22 protein-coding genes and 1 tRNA gene are annotated in these 19,535 nt (G+C 69.5%); 15 read left to right on the top strand and 8 right to left on the bottom strand.

Annotation, left to right across the window (positions count from 1 at the left end; translation table 11 throughout):
* Nucleotides 1-16: 16 nt before the first annotated feature.
* Nucleotides 17-1,060, top strand: a complete 1,044-nt coding sequence (locus H6A23_RS07640) for a hypothetical protein (RefSeq protein WP_204831601.1) — start codon at nt 17-19, stop codon at nt 1,058-1,060.
* A 220-nt stretch (nt 1,061-1,280) separates the two neighbouring features.
* Here the strand turns inward: H6A23_RS07640 and H6A23_RS07635 are convergent, their stop codons facing one another.
* A complete protein-coding gene (locus H6A23_RS07635) occupies nt 1,281-1,595 on the bottom strand; it encodes an MGMT family protein (protein ID WP_204831600.1) in 315 nt (104 codons plus the stop codon).
* Between the two features lie 53 nt (nt 1,596-1,648).
* Between H6A23_RS07635 and H6A23_RS07630 the strand changes: the two genes are divergently transcribed.
* Complete coding sequence (locus H6A23_RS07630) at nt 1,649-2,203, top strand: cysteine hydrolase family protein (RefSeq protein WP_204831599.1); 555 nt, start codon at nt 1,649-1,651, stop codon at nt 2,201-2,203.
* Nucleotides 2,204-2,218: 15 nt separating this feature from the next.
* Here H6A23_RS07630 and H6A23_RS07625 read toward each other — a convergent pair whose 3' ends face one another.
* Complete coding sequence (locus H6A23_RS07625) at nt 2,219-3,094, bottom strand: LysR family transcriptional regulator (protein ID WP_204831598.1); 876 nt, start codon at nt 3,092-3,094, stop codon at nt 2,219-2,221.
* A 105-nt stretch (nt 3,095-3,199) separates the two neighbouring features.
* Here H6A23_RS07625 and H6A23_RS07620 point away from each other — a divergent pair, with 105 nt between their 5' ends.
* Genes H6A23_RS07620 through H6A23_RS07610 form a run of 3 tightly spaced genes read left to right on the top strand, consistent with a single transcriptional unit; the run spans nt 3,200 to nt 5,295 of the window.
* The gene (locus H6A23_RS07620; RefSeq protein ID WP_204831597.1) at nt 3,200-3,445 is read left to right on the top strand and encodes a hypothetical protein; all 246 of its coding nucleotides are present in this window, start codon (nt 3,200-3,202) and stop codon (nt 3,443-3,445) included.
* Nucleotides 3,442-4,434, top strand: a complete 993-nt coding sequence (locus H6A23_RS07615; protein WP_204831596.1) for an alpha/beta hydrolase — start codon at nt 3,442-3,444, stop codon at nt 4,432-4,434. The genes H6A23_RS07620 and H6A23_RS07615 overlap by 4 nt, the downstream gene beginning before the upstream one ends.
* Nucleotides 4,435-4,446: 12 nt before the next feature.
* Nucleotides 4,447-5,295, top strand: coding sequence for a DUF3737 family protein (locus tag H6A23_RS07610; protein WP_204831595.1), 849 nt, complete (start codon nt 4,447-4,449; stop codon nt 5,293-5,295).
* 74 nt (nt 5,296-5,369) lie between these two features.
* Here the strand turns inward: H6A23_RS07610 and H6A23_RS07605 are convergent, their stop codons facing one another.
* A complete protein-coding gene (locus tag H6A23_RS07605) occupies nt 5,370-6,128 on the bottom strand; it encodes an SDR family NAD(P)-dependent oxidoreductase (RefSeq protein WP_204831594.1) in 759 nt (252 codons plus the stop codon).
* A 157-nt stretch (nt 6,129-6,285) separates the two neighbouring features.
* Here H6A23_RS07605 and H6A23_RS07600 point away from each other — a divergent pair.
* From H6A23_RS07600 to H6A23_RS07555, 10 genes are all read left to right on the top strand, one after another.
* A tRNA-Pro gene (locus tag H6A23_RS07600) sits at nt 6,286-6,362 on the top strand.
* A 370-nt stretch (nt 6,363-6,732) separates the two neighbouring features.
* Complete coding sequence (serC, locus tag H6A23_RS07595) at nt 6,733-7,809, top strand: 3-phosphoserine/phosphohydroxythreonine transaminase (RefSeq protein WP_204831593.1); 1,077 nt, start codon at nt 6,733-6,735, stop codon at nt 7,807-7,809.
* Nucleotides 7,810-7,951: 142 nt separating this feature from the next.
* The gene (locus H6A23_RS07590; protein ID WP_204831592.1) at nt 7,952-9,124 is read left to right on the top strand and encodes a 3-phosphoglycerate dehydrogenase family protein; all 1,173 of its coding nucleotides are present in this window, start codon (nt 7,952-7,954) and stop codon (nt 9,122-9,124) included.
* A 123-nt stretch (nt 9,125-9,247) separates the two neighbouring features.
* Nucleotides 9,248-9,970, top strand: coding sequence for a CDP-alcohol phosphatidyltransferase family protein (locus tag H6A23_RS07585; protein WP_353653034.1), 723 nt, complete (start codon nt 9,248-9,250; stop codon nt 9,968-9,970).
* A complete protein-coding gene (locus H6A23_RS07580) occupies nt 9,970-10,815 on the top strand; it encodes a hypothetical protein (RefSeq protein WP_204831590.1) in 846 nt (281 codons plus the stop codon). The genes H6A23_RS07585 and H6A23_RS07580 overlap by 1 nt, the downstream gene beginning before the upstream one ends.
* A 45-nt stretch (nt 10,816-10,860) precedes the next feature.
* A complete protein-coding gene (locus H6A23_RS07575) occupies nt 10,861-11,241 on the top strand; it encodes a Rid family detoxifying hydrolase (protein ID WP_204831589.1) in 381 nt (126 codons plus the stop codon).
* Nucleotides 11,242-11,284: 43 nt separating this feature from the next.
* Nucleotides 11,285-11,710: an FHA domain-containing protein gene (locus tag H6A23_RS07570; RefSeq protein ID WP_204831588.1), complete on the top strand. Its 426-nt coding sequence runs from the start codon at nt 11,285-11,287 to the stop codon at nt 11,708-11,710.
* Nucleotides 11,711-11,716: 6 nt separating this feature from the next.
* The gene (ftsR, locus tag H6A23_RS07565; RefSeq protein ID WP_204831587.1) at nt 11,717-12,454 is read left to right on the top strand and encodes a transcriptional regulator FtsR; all 738 of its coding nucleotides are present in this window, start codon (nt 11,717-11,719) and stop codon (nt 12,452-12,454) included.
* Nucleotides 12,455-12,483: 29 nt separating this feature from the next.
* Nucleotides 12,484-13,017: an adenine phosphoribosyltransferase gene (locus tag H6A23_RS07560; protein WP_204831586.1), complete on the top strand. Its 534-nt coding sequence runs from the start codon at nt 12,484-12,486 to the stop codon at nt 13,015-13,017.
* Between the two features lie 10 nt (nt 13,018-13,027).
* The gene (locus H6A23_RS07555) at nt 13,028-14,611 is read left to right on the top strand and encodes a ClC family H(+)/Cl(-) exchange transporter (RefSeq protein WP_204831585.1); all 1,584 of its coding nucleotides are present in this window, start codon (nt 13,028-13,030) and stop codon (nt 14,609-14,611) included.
* A gap of 159 nt (nt 14,612-14,770) precedes the next feature.
* Here the strand turns inward: H6A23_RS07555 and H6A23_RS07550 are convergent, their stop codons facing one another.
* The 5 genes from H6A23_RS07550 to nrdR form a co-directional block, all read right to left on the bottom strand.
* Nucleotides 14,771-15,718, bottom strand: a complete 948-nt coding sequence (locus tag H6A23_RS07550; protein ID WP_204831584.1) for an NAD(P)/FAD-dependent oxidoreductase — start codon at nt 15,716-15,718, stop codon at nt 14,771-14,773.
* Nucleotides 15,719-15,847: 129 nt separating this feature from the next.
* Nucleotides 15,848-17,122: a uracil-xanthine permease family protein gene (locus H6A23_RS07545; protein ID WP_204831583.1), complete on the bottom strand. Its 1,275-nt coding sequence runs from the start codon at nt 17,120-17,122 to the stop codon at nt 15,848-15,850.
* A 78-nt stretch (nt 17,123-17,200) separates the two neighbouring features.
* On the bottom strand, nt 17,201-18,514 hold the full coding sequence (locus H6A23_RS07540; protein ID WP_204831582.1) for an NCS2 family permease: 1,314 nt from the start codon (nt 18,512-18,514) through the stop codon (nt 17,201-17,203).
* A 78-nt stretch (nt 18,515-18,592) separates the two neighbouring features.
* Nucleotides 18,593-19,039, bottom strand: a complete 447-nt coding sequence (gene dut, locus H6A23_RS07535; RefSeq protein WP_204831581.1) for a dUTP diphosphatase — start codon at nt 19,037-19,039, stop codon at nt 18,593-18,595.
* Nucleotides 19,032-19,481: a transcriptional regulator NrdR gene (gene nrdR / locus H6A23_RS07530; RefSeq protein WP_204831580.1), complete on the bottom strand. Its 450-nt coding sequence runs from the start codon at nt 19,479-19,481 to the stop codon at nt 19,032-19,034. Before nrdR ends, dut begins: the two co-directional genes overlap by 8 nt.
* Nucleotides 19,482-19,535 lie beyond the last annotated feature (54 nt).

Here is a 19,535-nt window from a genome sequence, read left to right as displayed (position 1 = left end):
GCGGAAGGGAGGGACTATGGCGCTCTGCATCTCACATTGGACGGCCCTTCGCTGGCTGCTCAGGAACTTCGCGTCACGTCACGACGGATCGGACTCGGAGGGGTCGCGGCCCCTCCTGTCGGGCGCGCCGCGCGCGGAGGAGGTGCGCGAGGCGCTCGACTACCTGGCGCTGAGGCTTCCCCTCGACGATGGCGCCGGCCGCGCCATCGACGTCCTCGTCGCCGAGCGGGGGCTTCGCAGGGGCCGCGAGGGGCTGAGGTGCCACCTCTGCTCGGGCGAGCTGCCGAGGGGCTCCGTCATCCCCGCGGGCATACGCGGCTACGACCTCATGGTGACCTCGCCTGAGCTCACCTTCGTGCAGATTGCGGCGGTCGAGGACGTCCGCGTTGCCGCCTATGCGGGCATGGCGCTCTGCTCGGGGTATCGGCTCGACGAGTTCGAGGACTCGGGGCTGGCGGACAGGGCGGATTTCGATGAGCCGCTGACCTCGGTGGGGGCCATCGCGGCCTTCCTTCGCCGCGCCAAGGGGCTTCGCGGCGTCAGGGCGGCGGAGCGCGCGCTGGCGTTCGTCCGCGACGGGGCGCTCTCGCCGCCCGAGGGCGGAATCGCCGAGCTTGCCCTGCTCCCATACCGGCTGGGCGGATACGCGTGCAAGGACGTCTCCCTCAACAGGGGGATCCGCGTGCTCGACCGCGTGGGCCCAAACGGCGAGCGGCACTACACCACCCGATTCCCGGACGTGACGATCCTCGCGCGGGACCCCGCGGGCGTCAGGCGCATCGTGGGCATAGACTACGATCCCAGGCTGACCCACGGAGGGGAGGCCAAGCGACAGAGTGACGTCGAGCGCGGCAACCAGATCAATGGCGCGCGCAAGATCACCCATTTCACGTTTACCGAGCTGCAGCGCAAGTCGTTCCCGCGGTGGCGCAGCTCCATGGAGCAGGTGAGGATTGCCCTGGGCCAGCGGCCGGCGAGACGCGACGGCAGGACGGACGCCTACGACGCCGAGCGATGGGAGGCCTGGCACATGCTGCTCGAGAGCCCTCCCGTCCTGTAGCGATGTCCCATTGAGGGGGCCTGCCATTTTTGCCACGAAGTGCACCGCTTCCGCACCGTCATTGGCATGATATGCAATATCGAACTAGTATGACCTGCGGTTTTAGCGCCCCTCAATCGGTCGGCCATGAGATATGAGGCGAAAGTCGGTGCACTTTGCGGAGAATTTGGCATCCGTCACGCGGAGCCGGGCCGCGCGCCAAACGAGGCGGCCCCGTCCGTCACGCCTCCCACTGCGAGCGCGCCATGTCCACGCGCCCGTCCGCCCGAAAGCGCACGCCCTCGGCCTCGAGCATGCGGCGCTGCTCGTCAGGGCCCCCAAAGGCAAAGCCCGGCGCGAGCGATCCGTCCGAGAAGACCACGCGGTGGCACGGCACGCCACCCGCCATGCCGGGGCTGCCGTGCATGGCGTAGCCCACCTGCCGCGCGCAGCGCGGCGCGCCCATGAGGCGGGCCACCTGCCCGTAGCTTGCCACGCGCCCGGCGGGGACCTGCCTCACCACGTCCCACGCGCGCTCGAAGAACGACCGTTCCATAGCGCCTCCAATCAGCTATCCTCAGGCTACCACCGCGCGAAGAGAGGGAGCCCATGGACATCAACAAGAACGCGACAGCCCTGCTCGTCATCGACGCCATCGAGGCCGTGGGCGCAGACTCGCTCTACGACCCGGACGCCGCCACCGCCGCCTACCGCGCGGCCGTCGCGCGCTGCGTGGCGGCCTGCCACGCCGCCGGGATGCCGGTGATCTTTTGCAACGACGCCCACATTCGCGGGCTGGACCGCGAGCTCGAGCTCTGGGGCGAGCACGGCATCGCCGGCGAGGTGCGCGTCTTCCCGGAGATCGAACAGGCCCCGGGCGACATCACCGTCCCCAAGCGCCGCTACTCCGGCTTCTTCCAGACCGACCTCGACCTCACCCTGCGCGAGCTGGACATCACGACCGTCATCGCCGTGGGCGCGGACACCAACATCTGCGTGCTGCACACGCTGGCCGACGCCTATTTCCTCGGCTACGCCTCCGTCGTCGTGACCGACGCCACGATGACCTTCCTCTGCGGCACGCAGGAGGGCGCCCTCGAGCACTGCGAGAGGTGCTACGGCTCCGCGCTCATGACCATCGCCGAGCTTGAGGCCGCCCTGTAAAAGCACGTCCCCCTTTTACATGCCCCACCGCTCGCGCACGGCGGACAGGAACGCCTCCGCGGCGGGGGAGAACGACTGGTAGCGCTTCCACGCGATGAAGACGTCCGCCGATATGGCGGGCTCGAGCGGCCGAAACGCCAGCCCCGACCCCTCGCTCGTGTCGACGATGCCCTCGAGGCTCACGACGACGCCCATCCCGCGCCGGGCGAGCAGCGCCGCGTTGTAGAGCAGGTTGTAGGTCGCCACGACGTCGAGGTCCTCGAGGTCCCGGTGGAACCACGCGCCCATCTCGCGGCTCGCCTGCTCCGAGAGGATGAGCGAGCGCCCGGCGAGGTCGGCCGGCGTCACGGCGTCGCGCGCGGCGAGCGCGTCGTCCTCGCGCATGAAGGCGCCCCAGCGGTCGCGCGCGGGCAGCTGCAGGAACTCGTAGCGCGAGAGGTCGGCGTGCCCGACGAACACGCCGAAGTCGAGCCGCCCCGTGTCCAGGCGCTCGCTCACGCTCTCGGCGTTGCCGCTGAAGAGCGAGAAGCGCACGAGCGGGCAGGCGTCCACGAACTCCGCCATGACGTCGGCGAGAAGGCCCATCGCGGGCGTCTCGCCGCCGCCGAGGCGCACCTCGCCGGCGAGCGTGTCCGCCGTGAGGCGAAACTCCTCCTCCGTGCGCCCGACGAGGTCCACGATCTCCTCGGCGCGCCGCCGCAGCCGCATGCCCGGCTCCGTGAGCTCGATGCGGCGGCTCCCGCGGTCGAAGAGGCGCACCCCGAGGTCGCGCTCGAGCTCCTGCATCTGACGGGAGAGCGAGGGCTGCGAGACGTGCAGCGCCGCGGCGGCGCCCGAGATGGTGCCCTCGCGCGCGACCATGAGGAAGTACCTGAGGTGTCGCAGCTCCATGCTCCTCCTAATCCATGCAATATGCGCATACACAGGCATGCAACATAGGAATTATACATGATGACGCCGCGTCGCTAAACTGGTCACCAAGAGAGGAGGCATGCGATGGGAGAGCTGACGACGGACATCGAGCGCTGCCTCAGCGACTGCGCCTGCGACGTCGCGACGGCCGACCGCGCCCGGTGCTGCTGCGAGGCGGGCCGCGTGCGCGAGACCAAGCGCGTCCTGCTCGACGAGCGGGCGCGCCTGGTCGAGGAGATGCGCGCGAGCCAGCGCGGCATCGACGCCATCGACCACCTGCTGGCCCGCGTTTCCTCCGAGATGCCCGCACAACGAGGGGAGAGACCATGAGCGAGAAGAACCTCGGCCTGACCGCCGAATGGGACAAGACGTTCCCGAAGTCCGCGTCCGTCCACCACGAGAAGGTGACGTTCCACAACCGCTACGGCATCACGCTGGCGGCCGACCTCTACCGCCCGCGCGACGCGGCGGCGGGCGCCCCGCTCGCCGCCATCGCCGTGTGCGGTCCCTTCGGCGCCGTCAAAGAGCAGTGCGCGGGCCTCTACGCGCAGACGCTCGCCGAGCGCGGCTTCCTCACGCTCGCCTTCGATCCGTCGTTCACCGGAGAGTCCGGCGGCGAGCCCCGCTACATGGCGAGCCCCGACATCAACACCGAGGACTTCCTCGCCGCGGTGGACTGCCTCTCCTGCCGCGACGACGTTGACGCGGAGCGCGTGGGCATCGTCGGCATCTGCGGCTGGGGCGGCCTCGCGATAAACGCCGCCGCGCTCGACCCGCGCGTCAAGGCGACCGTGGCGAGCACGATGTACGACATGAGCCGCATCGCGGCAAAGGGCTACTTCGACGAGGCCGACAGCGCCGAGGCCCGCCAGGCCCAGCGCCGCGCCCTCGCCTCCCAGCGCACGCGCGACTACGCGTCCGGCACCTACGAGCGCGCCGGCGGCGTCGTGGACCCGCTGCCGGCGGGCGCGCCGCAGTTCGTGCGCGACTACCACGACTACTACAAGACGGCGCGCGGCTACCACCCCCGCTCGCTCAACTCCAACGAGGGCTGGAACGTCATCGGCACGCAGAGCTTCCTCAACCAGCCGATCCTCGCCTACGCGGACGAGATCGAGAGCGCCGTCATGGTGCTCCACGGCGCGGCGGCGCACTCCTGCTACATGGGCAAGGACGCCTTCTCGCGCCTCACGGGGGACAACAAGGAGCTCGTGCTCGTCCCGGGCGCCACCCACACCGACCTCTACGACGGCGGCGGCAAGGGCGCCATCCCCTGGGACAAGATCCAGGGGTTCTTCGAGAAGTACCTGCAGCAGTAGAAGAAGGGCCTTATGAGCGAGAAGACCATCGAGAACCGGACCTTCGACGAGGAGCGCGCCCTCTACGGCGCGCGCGACGTGACCGTGCGGAGCTGCCGCTTCGACGGGCCGGCGGACGGGGAGAGCGCCTTCAAGGAGTGCGAGGACGTCACCGTGGAGGGCGCCTTCATGAACCTGCGCTACCCGTTCTGGCACGACCGCGGCCTCACGCTGCGCAATGTGGAGATGACCGAGCTCTGCCGCGCCGCGCTCTGGTACTCCGAGGACGTCACGATCGAGGGCAGCCGCCTGCACGGCATCAAGGCGCTGCGCGAGTGCGGCAACGTCCGCATGAGCGGCTGCGACATCGTGTCCCCTGAGTTCGGCTGGTCCACGCGCGGAATCGAGATGGAGGACTGCACCGCGGAGAGCGAGTACTTCATGATGCGCTCGAGCCATCTCTTCTTCCGGAACGTGCGCTTCTCGGGCAAGTACTCGTTCCAGTACATCGAGGACGCCGTCTTCGAGGACTGCGACCTCGACACCAAGGACGCCTTCTGGCACGCACGCCATGTCGTGGTGCGCAACTCGCGCGTGAAGGGCGAGTACCTCGGCTGGTACAGCGAGAACGTGACCTTTGAGAACTGCGTCATCGAGGGTACGCAGCCACTCTGCTACTGCGAGGGCCTGCGACTCGTGAACTGCCGGATGGAGGGCTGCGACCTCGCCTTCGAGCGCAGCCACGTCCGGGCCGAAGTCACGACCCCCGTGGACAGCGTCAAGAACCCGCTCGCGGGAAGCCGCATCACGCTGCCCGCCGTGGGTGAGGTCATCCGCGACATCGAGGGCGCCACGGGCATCGTGGAGGTCACGGGCGAGTAGGGCGGAATGGCCGAGAAGGACGGGCGGCCCGCGGGCGCCAGAAACGCGCCCGTCCTTCTCGCCCGGCCGGGGGCCTACAGCTGGGAGGTGAGGCCGCCGTCGACGTAGATGGTCTGGCCGGTGCAGTAGGTGTTGGCCTCGCTCGCGAAGACGAGCATCTGCGGCACGAGCTCCACCGGGTCGGCAAAGCGCTTGAGGACGGTGCGGTTCTTGAGGACGAGCGAGCCCTCGGCCTCGAGCGCGTCGTGCGTCATCTCGGTGTCGAAGACGCCCGGCGCGATGGCGTTCACGAGCACGCCGTAGGACGCGAGCTCGGCCGCGAGCGCGCGCGTGACCTGCAGGACGGCGCCCTTGGCCGCGAAGTAGCCGATCTGCGTGGCGCCCGCCTGGATGGCGCCCACCGAGGCGATGTTGACCACGCGGCCGTAGCCCTGCTCGCGGAAGAGCGGGGCCACCTCGCGCGTCATGAGAAAGACGCTCGTGAGGTCGGTGGCGATGACCTTGTCCCACTGTGCCGTCGTGTGCTCCTCGAGCGGCGCGTACTCGCAGACGCCCGCGTTGTTGACGAGCACGTCGATGCGGCCGAACTCCTCTTTCACCTGCGCGACGGCGGCCTTGATGGAATCCTCGCTCGAGACGTCGCAGGCCACCGGCAGGCAGCGGACGCCGAGCGCGCGGCACTCGTCGGCCACCTGCTCGAGGCGCTCCACGCGGCGGGCCAGGATGGCGACGTCGGCGCCCTGCCCGGCGAGGGCATGCGCGAAGGCGACGCCGAGGCCCGAGGAGGCGCCCGTGACGAGGGCGACGCGCCCGTGGAAGTCGAGGTTGAGCATGCTGTTCTCCTTTCGTCGGGTGACGCACCCATGGTACGACGCGACGCCGCGGCACCGGAACGCCCCTTCGGCGGGCGGCTGCCGCGAGAAGAACGCGCTCAAATTCGTACTTGTCACGCCCCGGGAAGGGTGCTATAGTTCTTCCTCGCACAACGACCGGGTGGTGGCGCAGTTTGGTAGCGCACTTGACTGGGGGTCAAGGGGTCGCTGGTTCGAATCCAGTCCACCCGACCAGGAATTGACGAGGCCAGGGAGCAGTCTCTGGCCTCTTTTGTGTTTCTGTGCCTCCAGGGCGCACCGGGGCCCGCATACGCGTTGCAGGATTGGGGGTCGCGGCAATTCCCGGGCTGGAGCGTTGTCTTTTTGGGGGTTATGGCAATCGTGATCGGGCGCCAACTGGGCGTTCTTCTCGCCTCGTTGCGAAATCCCGGGTCGTGGCAGGCCGATTTCTGCCACGACCCGGAATTTCGCAACGTCGCCGGCAGCACGAGGGGCCGTCGCGCCGACGCTCACGCCACACGGCGTTTGCGCGGCGGAAACCCGCCCGACACACTGGCGTGCCTAAGATGGAAAGACGTTTCTGCACCAGACATTGGAGGACGACATGGCACGCGTGTACAACTTCTCCGCTGGCCCCGCCGTTCTGCCCGAGGAGGTCCTCAGGCAGTGCGCGGACGAGATGCTCGACTACGCCGGCTGCGGCATGAGCGTCATGGAGATGAGTCACCGATCTTCCGTCTTCCAGAAGATCATCGACGACGCCGAGGCGGACCTCAGGGGCCTCATGGGCATCCCGGAGAACTACAAGGTCATCTTCGTCCAGGGCGGCGACTCGCTGCTCTTCTCGACGGTCTTCATGAACCTGGCCACCAACGGCAAGGCCGACTACGTCATCACCGGCAACTGGGCCAAGAAGGCCTTCCAGGAGGCGCAGATCCTGGGCGACGCCCAGGCCGTGGCCTCCTCCGCGGACAGGAACTTCTCCTACATCCCCGACTGCTCCGACCTGCCCATCCGCGAGGACGCGAGCTACCTCTACATCTGCGAGAACAACACCATCTACGGCACCAGGTTCGCCGAGCTCCCCAACACCAAGGGACACGTCCTCGTTGCCGACCAGAGCTCGATGTTCCTCTCCGAGCCCGTCGACGTCTCCCGCTACGGCCTCATCCACGCCGGCGTGCAGAAGAACGTGGGCCCCGCGGGCGTGCAGATCGTGATCGTGCGCGAGGACCTCGTGCCCGACGACCTGCCGGGCGTCCCCACGATGCTGCGCCTCAAGACGCAGATCGACGCGGGCTCGCTCTACAACACGCCCAACTGCTGGGGCATCTACGTCTGCGGCAAGGTCTTCAAGTGGATCGAGAAGAACGGCGGGCTCCCCGCGATGGGGGAGCGCAACGCCGAGAAGGCCAAGCTCCTCTACGACTACCTCGACGAGTCCGAGCTCTTCTCGTCCACCGTCGAGCCGCGCGACCGCTCGCTCATGAACGTGCCGTTCGTGACCGGAAACAAGGAGCTCGACGCGGAGTTCGTCGCCGAGGCGGCCAAGGCGGGGCTCGTCAACCTCAAGGGCCACCGCTCCGTGGGCGGCATGCGCGCCTCGATCTACAACGCCATGCCGCGGGCGGGCGTGGAGGCGCTCGTCGCCTTCATGAAGGACTTCGAGCTCTCTCACTGACCTGCGAAATGGGGACGTGTTTTTTCGCGCAGAAGATTTGGGACAGGCCTTCTGGGCGAGCGCGCACCCCCTGCCAGCCAGATGCAAACCTGTCCCAGATCATCTGCGCGAAAAAACACGTCCCCATTTTGCGGAGGGAACCATGTACAAGATCTGCTGCCTCAACAACATCGCCAAGGTCGGGACCGACCACCTCGGCGCGGGATACGAGTTCGTGAGCGAGCCGGAGGGCGCCGACGCCCTCATGGTGCGCTCCGCGAACCTCCACGAGCTCGAGCTCGGGGGCAATCTGCTCGCCATCGCGCGCGCGGGCGCGGGCGTCAACAACATCCCCGTGGAGCGCTGCGCCGAGCAGGGCGTCGTCGTCTTCAACACGCCCGGCGCGAACGCCAACGCGGTGAAGGAACTCGTCGTCTGCGGCATGCTCCTCGCGTGCCGCGACGTCATCGGGGGCGCCGCGTGGGTCGCCGAGAACAGCGACGACCCGGACGTCGGCAAGAAGGCCGAGAAGGCCAAGAAGCAGTTCGGCGGCTGCGAGCTCGCGGGCAAGAGCGTGGGCGTGGTGGGCCTCGGGGCCATCGGCGCCGCGGTGGCCAACACCCTCATCGACCTCGGCTGCGAGGTCATGGGCTATGACCCGTACCTCTCCATCAACGCGGCCTGGAGCCTCGACCGCAGGATCGAGCACGTCACGGACCTCGGCGAGATGCTCTCCCGCTGCGACTTCGTGACGCTGCACGTCCCGGCCACCGACGCCACGCGCAAGATGATCTCGGCGGACATGATCGCGCGCATGCCGCGCGGCGCCGTGCTGCTCAACTTCGCGCGCGACTCGCTTGTCGACGAGCAGGCGCTCGCCGAGGCGCTCGACGACGGGCGCGTGGGCCGCTACGTCACCGACTTTGCCAACCCCGCGAGCGCCAACATGAGAAACGCCATCGTGCTGCCGCACCTGGGCGCCTCGACCGGCGAGGCCGAGGACAACTGCGCCGTCATGGCCGCCAACGAGCTCAAGGACTACCTCGAGAACGGCAACATCAGGAACTCCGTCAACTATGGCCAGGTGGACCTGGGACCCGTGGGCGAGGGCGACGAGCGCGTGGCCGTCTTCCACGAGAACGTCCAGGGCGTCATCGGCCTGCTCTCCGCGGCGCTCGCCGCCTCGGGCCTCAACATCGAGAACATGACCAACAAGAGCCGCGGCAGCAACGCCTACACCCTCATCGAGGTCTCGGGCGACGTCACGCCGCAGATGGGGGCCGAGCTCGCCCGGATCTCCGGCGTGAGGCGCGTCCGCGTCATCGAGCGCCCGTAGCGCGGGGCCCCGCCGGCGCGGCGCGCGCCGCCCGCGGCGCGGGCATGGCGGGCGGCCGAATGAAAGTGCGCTAATATGGGTATCTCGATTGAGGAGTGCACACCCGACCTCGAGAGGCAAGTAGTGTCAGAGAGAACCGACCGCATCACCTCGCTGCTCCGCGACATCGCGGACGCGGACGCCGCGGAGCGACAGAGGACCGGCCGCGCCAGCGCGCCCGTCGGATCGTCGGAGAACCCCTCCACCCAGGTCCTCACGGTCGCCAACGTCATCACCTTCTGCCGGCTCGCCCTCACGGCCGCTTTCCTCGTCCTGTTCACGAGCGGCGGCAACCGCGCGCTCGCCCTCACCTGCTACGCGGTGGCCGCCGTCACCGACTTCCTCGACGGGCAGGTCGCGCGGCGCACCCAGACGGTGAGCTGGCTCGGCAAGATCATGGACCCCATCATGGACCGCGTGCTGCTGTTCACCGGCGTGCTCGGCCTCCTCGTCATGGGGGAGCTTCCCACCTGGGTCCCCGCCTTCGTCATCGGGCGCGACGTCTACCTCGGCGCGGGCGGCCTCGTGCTCCGGCGCTTCCGCGAGCGGCCCCTCGACGTGGCCTATGTCGGCAAGGCCGCCACGGCCCTGCTCATGTTCGGCTTCTGCGACCTTCTGCTCGGCATGCCCGTAATCGACGGGCTCGGCCTCGTCGACGTCTCGTGGCTGCCCGGCATAAACGCGCAGCCCGCCGCGCTCGGCATCTACTTCGTCTACGCCGGCGTCGTCTGCTCGGCCGCGACGGCCGTCGTCTACACCCGCGCCGCGCTCGCGATCATCCGCGCCAGCCGGGGAGGCGAGCGCTGATGGGCGCGCGCATGGGCATCCTCTACGAGGAGCACCTCCTGCTCGGCGCGCGCTTTCGCGCCAGCGAGTCAACCGGCCTGCTCGCCGTCTCCTCCTACCCCTGCGAGGGCGAGAAGGACCTCGGCGAGGCGCTCGTCGGGGCCGTCGTGGCCGACCTCACGGGCACGACCTACCTGCTGCTCTCCGGGGGCCGCGCGCCCGAGCTCGCGCGCGCGGCGCTCGCCGGCGGGCCGCTCGCGGTGGGGGAGGCGTCCTTCGAGGCGCTGCTGCGCGGGGACGGGCGCGTGCTGGGCGCCCCCCTCGTCCTGAGGACGGGCGACCACGAGCACGTGCTGCTCGACCCGACCCCGCGCGGCGAGGTCGGCGCGGCCTGGCTCGAGTACGTGCGCGGGGCCGGCGGCGACGAGGGCCCCCTGGCCGCGAGCTCCGTCGAGGACGCGAGCGGCATGCTCGTGCCGCTCCTCTGCGCGGGGGCCGCGTCCGGCCGCGTGGTCTCGGACTACCTGCGCCGCACGGGGGCGCGCCTGCCCCGCCCGGGCGAGGTCGCCTCGCTCATGCTCGACGCCATCCCGGCCATCGTCGCCCGGGTGCCCGCGCCCGCGGACGAGGCCTACCTCCTGCTCGTGCCCGCCGCCTCGGCGCGCGTGATCTGGCGGAGCCTCCTCTCGTTTTCCGAGGTGTCCCCCGTCGGCGTGGACGCCGTCCGCGCGCTCGCGGGCCGGCTCCCCTGGTCGGCGCGGCTGGGCGAGGGGGGTCCTGCGGCGATGGGGCGCGAGGAGCTCGAGGGCTGGGGGCTCGTCCGCGCCGGCGACGACTTCGTGGGGGCGCGCGGGCTCGCGTCATAGGCGCGCCGCATGGGCCGGGGCCGCGCCCCGAGAGGGGAGAGGAACGTGAAGTACTCGATCAACGCGCAGGACGCGCCCGACGCCATCGGGCCCTACTCGCAGGGCACCACGGCAGGGCGGCTCGTCTTCGCCTCCGGGCAGCTCCCGATCTCGCCCGACGACAAGCGCTCGCTCGTCGCGGGCGGCATCGCCGAGCAGACCGAGCGCGTCATCGACATCATCGAGTCCATCCTCGGCGAGGTGGGCTGCACGCTCGCCGACGTCGCGCAGACGACCGTCTACCTCGCGAGCCTCGACGACCTGGACGCGATGAACGAGGTCTACGCCCGCAGGTTCACGACCCCCGCCCCCGCGCGGGCCGTCGTGGGCGTCTCGGAGCTGCCGCTTGGCGCCCTGATTGAGATGGACTGTGTCGCGTGCAGGTGATGCGCGCTATGATGGTAGTCTGAGAAGAAACGAGGGGAGACACATGCCCAACACCAATACCAGCGCCGGCTCGACCGAGATCTTCCGCATGCCGGCCGCAGACGCGACGATCCCCGACCTCATGGGGGCCGCCAAGCCCGCCCATCCCACGCTCACCATCGTCAAGGGGCCGCAGATCGGGGAGACCTTCGAGCTCGACTCCCCGGAGATCACGCTCGGGCGCGACCCGAAGAACAGCGTCTTCCTGAACGACATGACGGTCTCGCGCCGCCACGCCGTCATGGACCTCTCCAACAGCGCCCTCGGGATCGCCACCATCGAGGACCTCGGCTCGCTCAACGGCACCTGGGTCGACGGCGCCATCGTGAGCAAGGCGAGCCTCAAGGACGGCTCGACCATCCAGATCGGCACCTTCCGCATGGTGTTCCACGTCAACGGGCGCCCGCGCAGGATTGACGCGGAGGCATAAGGCCCCATGGCCGACGCGGGTTACCTGACCATAGGCAAGGTCGTCAAGCGGCTGCAGCAGCAGTACCCCGACCTCACCGTCTCGAAGGTGCGCTACCTGCAGGATGAGGGGCTGCTCAACCCCTCGCGCACGCCGAGCGGCTACCGCCTCTACTCCCAGCGCGACGTGCGCCGCCTCGAGACCATCCTCTACCTGCAGAAGAACCGCTTCCTGCCGCTCTCGGTCATCAAGGAGGAGCTCGAGCGCGCCGACTCCGGCCAGCCGAGCCCTGAGCTCGGGGGCGCGGAGCCCATCGCGCTGCCCGCCGACGACGAGGAGGTCGCCGGCAAGCTCCATCCCATCGACCGCATGCCCGAGCTCACGGGCGCCACCGCGAGCTTCGTGCGCCAGCTCTCCGAGGCCGGCGTGATCACGCTCACGAGGTCCCCCCACGGCCGCGACCTCGTGGACGGCCGCGACTTCCCGCTCATCCGCGTCTGCGACGAGCTGCGCCACTTCGGGATCGGCCCCAAGAACCTCCGCCAGTACGTCATTGCCGCCAACCGCGAGTCCGCCATGTTCGAGCAGGCCCTCGTCGTCTACGCCCGCAAGGGCGGCGGCGTGGAGCTCGACCCCACCGACGAGACGCGCCAGCGCTTCAACCACGCGTTCTCCCGCATGCTCGGCCTCACCAACGCCGTGAGGGACGAGCTCATCCAGAGGCGCGTCACAGAGCCGTTCAAGGAGAAGGGCGCCGAGCGATAGCCCCGCGCCCCCGAGAGGAGAGACAGGCCGTGCCAGACTTCGACTTCGCGAGCCGCATCGTCGACATCCCCGACTACCCCGAGCCGGGCGTCGTCTTCAAGGACATCACCCCGCTCTTCGACGACGCCGAGGCGCTTCGCGCCGTCGTGGACGAGATCGCCGGGCACTTCGAGGGCCGCGGCGTCACCAAGGTCGTGGGCGCGGAGGCCCGCGGCTTTCTCATCGGCGCGCCCGTGGCCTACCGGCTCGGCTGCGGCTTCGTGCCCGCCCGCAAGCCCGGCAAGCTCCCGCGCGCCGTCTACTCCCAGAGCTATTCACTCGAGTATGGCACCGACGAGCTCCAGATCCACCGCGACGCGCTGACGCCCGAGGACCGCGTCCTCGTGGTCGACGACCTCGTCGCCACCGGCGGCACCGCGATCGCCGCCGCCCGCCTCGTCGAGCAGGCCGGCGCCTCGGTCGAGGGCTTCGCCTTCATCCTCGAGCTCGCGTTCCTGGGGCCCCGCAAGATCATCGCCGACGCGTGCGACCGCGAGGTCTTCACCCTCGTCAAGGTCTCCTAGCGCGGCCGGGATGGAGGACCTCCCCCAGCATGAGATAGTCCGGCGCCTCTCGCGCCGCTTCCAGGTCGCCCTCGTCCTCGAGGGCCTGCTCGTCGGCCTCGTCGCCGGCGGGGTGATCACGCTCTACCGGCTCGTCCTCTCGAACGCCGAGCGCCTCCTGCGCCTCGTCACCGGCGCGGCCGCGGGAAGCCCCCTGCTCATGGCCGCGTGGTTCGCGGTGCTCGCCGTCCTTCTCGCCTGCGTGTCGGCCCTCGTTACCTGGGAGCCAGCCACCTCGGGCTCCGGCATACCGCAGATAGACGCCGAGGTCGTCGACCGAATGGACGCCCCGTGGCGCCGCGTCATCCCCGCCAAGTTCGCCGAGGGGGCCATGCTCGCCCTCGCGGGCCTCTCGCTCGGCCGCGAGGGCCCCTCCGTGCAGCTCGGCGGCATGTCGGGCAAGGCCGTCTCGCGCGCGCTGCGCAGGAGGAGGGGAGAGGAGCGCCTGCTCGTCACCTGCGGCGCCGCCGCGGGCATGTCCGCCGCCTTCCACGCGCCGCTCACGGGCGTCCTCTTCGCCCTCGAGGAGATCCACAAGGAGTTCACCGCGCCGCTCATCATCTCGGTCATGTGCTCGTCGGTCGCCTCGGACTACCTCGTCTCGCAGGCGCTCGGCGTGGCGCCCGTCATGAGCGTCGCGCTCGGGGGCGACCTGCCGCACGCGAGCTATGGCCTCGTGGTGCTGCTCGGCCTCGTCGCGGGCCTGCTCGGCGCGCTCCACAACCGCGGGATGTTCGCCTGCCAGGGCCTCTTCGGGCGGCTGCCTGCGCGCGCCCCGCTCGCGCGCCTCGCCGTGCCCTTCGCGCTCGCCGGCGTCATGGCGTTCGCGTGGCCGGAGCTCCTCTGCGGCGGCGACGCCATCATCGAGCTCCTCGAGTCCCCGGAGGGGCTCGGGGCCGCCGCCATCGCGGCGCTCCTGCTCGGCAAGTACCTCTACACCACCGTCTGCTTTGGCTCCGGGGCGCCCGGCGGGACGCTTCTGCCCCTCGTCGTCATGGGCGCGCTCGTGGGCGGGCTCTTCGCGCGCGGCATGGGCGCGCTCGGGATGCCGGGGGAGTACGTCCCCAACTTCGTGGCGCTCGGCGTGGCGGGGCTCTTCTCGGGCGTCGTGAGGGCGCCCGTGACGGCGGTGGTGCTCGTCTTCGAGCTCACGGGCTCGCTCGACGCGCTCCTCTCGGCCTCGGTCGTCTCCGTCGTGGCCTACGTGACCGCCAACCTCACCGAGACCGAGCCCTTCTACGAGCACCTGCTCGCGGCGCTCCTCGGCTCGCAGGAGAAGGCGGCGGGCGCGCCGGCGGGCCCCGCCGCCGGTGGCAAGTCGCTCCAGACCGTCCTCGTGGGCGCGGGGAGCCGTCTCGAGGGCATGCTCGTGCGCGACGTGCCGTGGCCGGACGGCATGCGTGTCGTGACGATCGAGCGCGCCGGCGGCGACGTGGTGCCCAGCGGCGGCACGCGCATCGAGGCGCTCGACCGCCTGCTCGTCATCGTGGACGCCTCCGCGACCGACGACGCCCTCCTCAAGCTCCGCCTCATGTCCTCGCAGCGCGTCCGCTGAGGCGGGGGATTCCTTCGTAATCTCTACTTTACATAAGATATATTATCACGGTTTTAGACGGACCTCGCGGCGGCGAGAAGAACGCGCCCTCGCCAGGGGTGTCCCGACGAGGGCGCTCAAGAGGCGGTGTGCCAGAATCGATGCGGTCCCGCGGAGAGCCTAGCCCTCGACGGGGTGCCCGAGGTACGCGGCGGCGCTCGTGGCCGCGACGGCGCCGTCGGACGCGGCGGTCACGATCTGCCGGAGCGGCTTTCTCCGCACGTCTCCGGCCACGAAGAGCCCCGGGGTCGACGTGGCCATGCGCTCGTCCGTCACGGCGTAGCCGGCCTCGTCGAGCTCCACGAGGCCCCCCAGGAGGCCGGACTCCGGCACGCGGCCCACGAGCACGAAGATGCCGAACGAGCCCTCCTCGAAGGTCTCAACGTGCGTCTCACCGGTAGCGTTGTCGCGGAACGTGACGCTCGAGGGCAGCTCGCCGCCGTCCACGGCCACGACGCTCGTCATGAGGCGCAGCTCGACCTTCTCGTTGCGCTCGAGCTCGGAGACGACGGACGCCTGCGCGCGCAGGTGGTCCTTGCGGACGACCACGGTCACCTTGCTCGCGAAGCGCGTCAGGAAGAGCGCCTCCTCTGCCGCCGAGTTCCCTCCCCCGATTACGAACACATGTTTGCCTCTATAGAACATGCCGTCGCACGTGGCGCAGTACGAGACGCCGTGGCCCGCGAAGCGCTCCTCCCCCTCGAAGCCCGCCTTGCGCGGCTGGGCCCCGGCCGAGACAATCACGCTCGCGGCGTCATAGGCGGCGGACGGCGTGCGCACCAGGAAGCGGCCGGTCGCGCCGTCATGCTCGACGGACTCGACGGGCTCCATCCTGATGTCCGCCCCGAGGCCCTCGGCCTGCCCCCTCATGGCCTCGACGAGCCCGTAGCCGTCCGCGTGCGGGACGCCCGGGTAGTTGTCCACCTCGCTCGTGAGGATGACCTGCCCGCCGAGCGCCTCGCGCTCGAGCGTGACCGCGTCGAGCAGCGAGCGGCTCGCGTAGATGGCGGCAGCGAGGCCCGCCGGGCCGCCGCCTACGATGACGAGGTCCTTGCGCGTTGCTTCCATTGAATCCTCCCCTGGTTGGATTGTCCTCTCTCTGATGGTACCCCAGGCTCCCCCGCCGCAACGCCAAAATGAGAGCGGGCGGCCCCCATATGTCGGGGCCGCCCGCTCGGGCGCGACGGCGTCGCCGGGCTAGGCGTCCGCCTGCGCGGACGAACGCCCGGGGAGGATGAGGTTGAGCAGGATGCCGGCGAGCGCGGAGGTGGCCATGCCCGGCAGCGTGTAGTCGCCGATGGGGATGGCGATGCCTGAGGTCTCCATGCCCACGCCGAGGATGATGACCACAGACGCGATCATCAGGTTGCGGTTGACGTCGAAGTCCACGCGGTTCGAGACGAGCATGCGCAGGCCGTTCGACGCGATGAGGCCGAAGAGCAGAAGCGACACGCCGCCCATGACCGGGCTCGGGATCGACTGGATGAGGGCGGCGAGCTTGGGGCAGAAGCCGCCAATCACGAGCGCGAAGCCGCCCGCGTACCAGAAGATCTGCGTGGAGTAGACGCGCGTCACGCTCATGACGCCGATGTTCTCGGCGTAGGTGGTCGTCGGGGGGCCGCCGAGGAAGCCGGAGATCATCGTGGAGATGCCGTCGCCGGCGAGCGAGCGCGGGAGCATGGAGCGGTAGTCCTTGCCCACGATCTCGCCGACCGCGAGCAGGTGGCCGATGTGCTCGATGACCACGACCACGGCCACGGGCGCGATGAGCGCCACGGCGCCCCAGTCGAAGCGCGGCATGGAGACGCTCGGCAGGCCGATCCAGGCCGCCTCGGCCACGGGGGCGAAGTCGACGAGCCCAAACGGGATGGAGACGACGTAGCCCACGATGATGGCGAGAAGGACGGGGATGGTGCCGAACATGCCGCCCATGCTCGAGAAGACGACGGCGGCGATGAGCGTCACGGCCGCGACGACGGCGCCGACGCCGAAGAAGGCCGAGGTGCCGTCCGGAAGGTCGGTCATGAAGGCCATGTCGGCCGCCGTGGCGGAGAGGCCGACGCCGATGACGACCATCACCGAGGCGACGAGGACGGGCGGCAGGAACCGGTCGAGCCAGCCGGTGCCGACGAGGCGGATGATCCCGGCCACGGCGAGAAACACCATGCCGGCCACGATGACGCCCGACATGGCAGCGTCGAGGCCCTGGGTGGCGCCGACGGCGAGGATGGGGCTGATGAACGCGAACGAGCTCCCGAGGTAGCTCGGGATCTTGTTGCCGGTGACGAGCAGATAGCAGATCGTGCCGATGCCGGAGCACATGATGGCGACGTTGGGGTCGAGCCCGGTGAGGACGGGGACAAGCACCGTCGAGCCGAACATGGACATCATGTGCTGGATGCCGAGCGGAATGGCGCGCCCGACCGAGACGCGGTCGTCGACGCCGATGATCTCTCGCTCCTGAGAGCCCATGGGGCCTCCCTTCGTGACGTGCGTGCAGAGAAGAAAGGGCCCGGGCGCAAGGCCCGGGCCCGAGCCAGACGCGCCTGGCTACACGACGAGGAAGTAGACGAGGAAGGCGACGGCCGCGACCCACATGAGGGGCTTCACCTTCTTAATCTGGCCGGTGACAGCCGCGACGATCACGTAGGCGATGAAGCCGAAGCCGATGCCGTTGGAGATGGAGTAGGTCATCGGCACGCCCGCGACGATGAGGAACGCCGGCAGGCCCTCGAGCAGGTCGGACCAGTCGATCTCCGCGACCTCGCTCATCATGAGGAAGCCCACGAAGACGAGGGCGCCGCAGGTGGTGGCGGAGTTGACGATGGAGATGAGCGGCGAGAAGAACGCAGCCACGATGAACAGGACGCCGGCCGTGATGGAGGTGAGGCCCGTGCGGCCGCCGTCGGCGGCGCCGGAGGCGGACTCGACGAACGTGGTGATCGAGGAGGCGCCGACGAGACCGCCCACCGCGGCGGCGGCGGAGTCGACGACCAGGATCTCCTTGATGTTGCGGACGCGCCCGTCCGCCTCGAGGAACTCGCCCTGCTTGGCCACCGCCATCGCGGTGCCCATGGTGTCGAAGAAGTCGGACATCATAAGGGAGAACGCGAAGACCAGCAGCGTGGGGTTGGTGACGACCTTGGCGATGCCCATCACGCCGGACCCGTCGGCGAGGAAGGGGGCACCGAAGGACGAGAAGTCGAGGCCCGAGACGATGCCTGCCGGGAGCTGCGTCACGCCGAGCGGGATGCCGGCGACGACGGCGACGATGATGCCGAGCAGCAGCGAGCCCTTGACGTTCATGGCGTACAGGACGATCGTCGCGACGATCGAGATGAGGCCGACGAGGAAGGTCGGGCTGAAGACGTCGCCGAGCGCGACCATCGTGGACTCGTCGGCGACGATGATGCCGCCGTCCTTGAGGCCGATCATGGCGATGAACAGGCCCAGGCCGACGGAGATGGCGTGGCGAAGCGACACGGGGATGGCGTCCATGATGGCCTCGCGCAGGCCGCAAAGGACCAGGATGAGGATGGCGATGCCCTCGATGAAGATGACGGCGCTCGCGGCGTGCCAGTCGCCGCCCGCGATGGCGGTCAGGCTGAAGGCGAAGACCGCGTTCACGCCCATGCCGGAGGCGCAGGCGAGCGGGCGGTTGGAGAACAGGCCCATGCAGATCGTCATGATGCCGGCGCCCACGCAGGTGGCGGTGACGGCGGCGGTGGCGGGAATGCCCGCCGCGGTGAGCAGCGAGGGGTTCACCGCGATGATGTACGCCATCGCGAGAAACGTCGTCAGGCCGGCGCGCAGCTCCTGCCCGACGCTCGACCCCCTCTGCTGGGCCTTGAAGAACTTTTCCATGTAAAGACATCCCTTTCCGTTGGTGACACGTACCCTGTTCGGACGCCGCGCGCGGCGGCGGAGAACCCGCGCTAGGGGCTAGACGCCGCTCGAGCCGAAGCCGCCCGCCCCGCGGTCGGTCTCGTCGAGCTGGTCGACCTCGACGAGCCTCACCACGGGGACGCGCTGGACGACGAGCTGCGCGATGCGCTCGCCGCGCTCGATGTGGATGGGCTCGCTGTCGTCGAGGTTGACGGCGCAGACCTTGAGCTCGCCGCGGTAGTGGGCGTCGATGAGCCCGGGGGTGTTCGCCATCGAGAGGCCCTCGCGCAGGGCGAGGCCGCTTCTGGGCTGCACGAAGCCCGCGTAGCCCTCCGGGATCGCCACGGCGAGGCCCGTCGAGACGAGCCTGCGCTCGTGCGGGGCGAGCGTCACGTCCTCGTTGGCCCTGAGGTCGAGCCCGGCGTCGCCCTCGTAGGCGTAGGTCGGGAGCTCGACCGCGGGGTCGAGCCGCTTGATGGGAAGGTCGATTCTCTCGTCAGTCATTCAGGCTCCTCAGCTCCTCGCTGAACTCGTCGACGTCCTTGAAGTCGCGGTACACGGAGGCGAAGCGGACGTAGGCGACCTTGTCCAGGGAGACGAGGCGCTTGAGCACCATGCTACCCAGGTCGACAGAGGAGACCTCGGTCCTGCCGGTGTCCCTGAGCGACGACTCGATGTTGTCGATGAGCCCCGTGAGGGCGCTCATGGGGACGTCGCGCTTCACCGTGGCCGTGAGGAGGCCGCGCATGAGCTTCTGCCGGTCGAACGGCTCCTTGTGGCCGTCACGCTTGATGACCAGCAGCGGGACCTCCTCGCAGCGCTCGTACGTCGTGAAGCGGAACCCGCACCTCGTGCACTCGCGGCGACGACGGATGGCGTCGTTGCTCTCCGAGGGCCTCGAGTCGACGACCTTCGACTCCTCGCAACCGCATTTGGGACAGCGCATCTAACCTCCTCGGCAAACGGCACCTAGTGAAGTTATCACAAAATGCACAAAGAT

The sequence above is a fragment of the Olsenella uli genome, assembly GCF_016900775.1.
Taxonomy (GTDB): Bacteria; Actinomycetota; Coriobacteriia; order Coriobacteriales; family Atopobiaceae; genus Thermophilibacter; species Thermophilibacter uli_A.
Note: the sequence above shows the minus strand (reverse complement) of the source record. Positions and strands in the feature narration are given on the sequence as shown.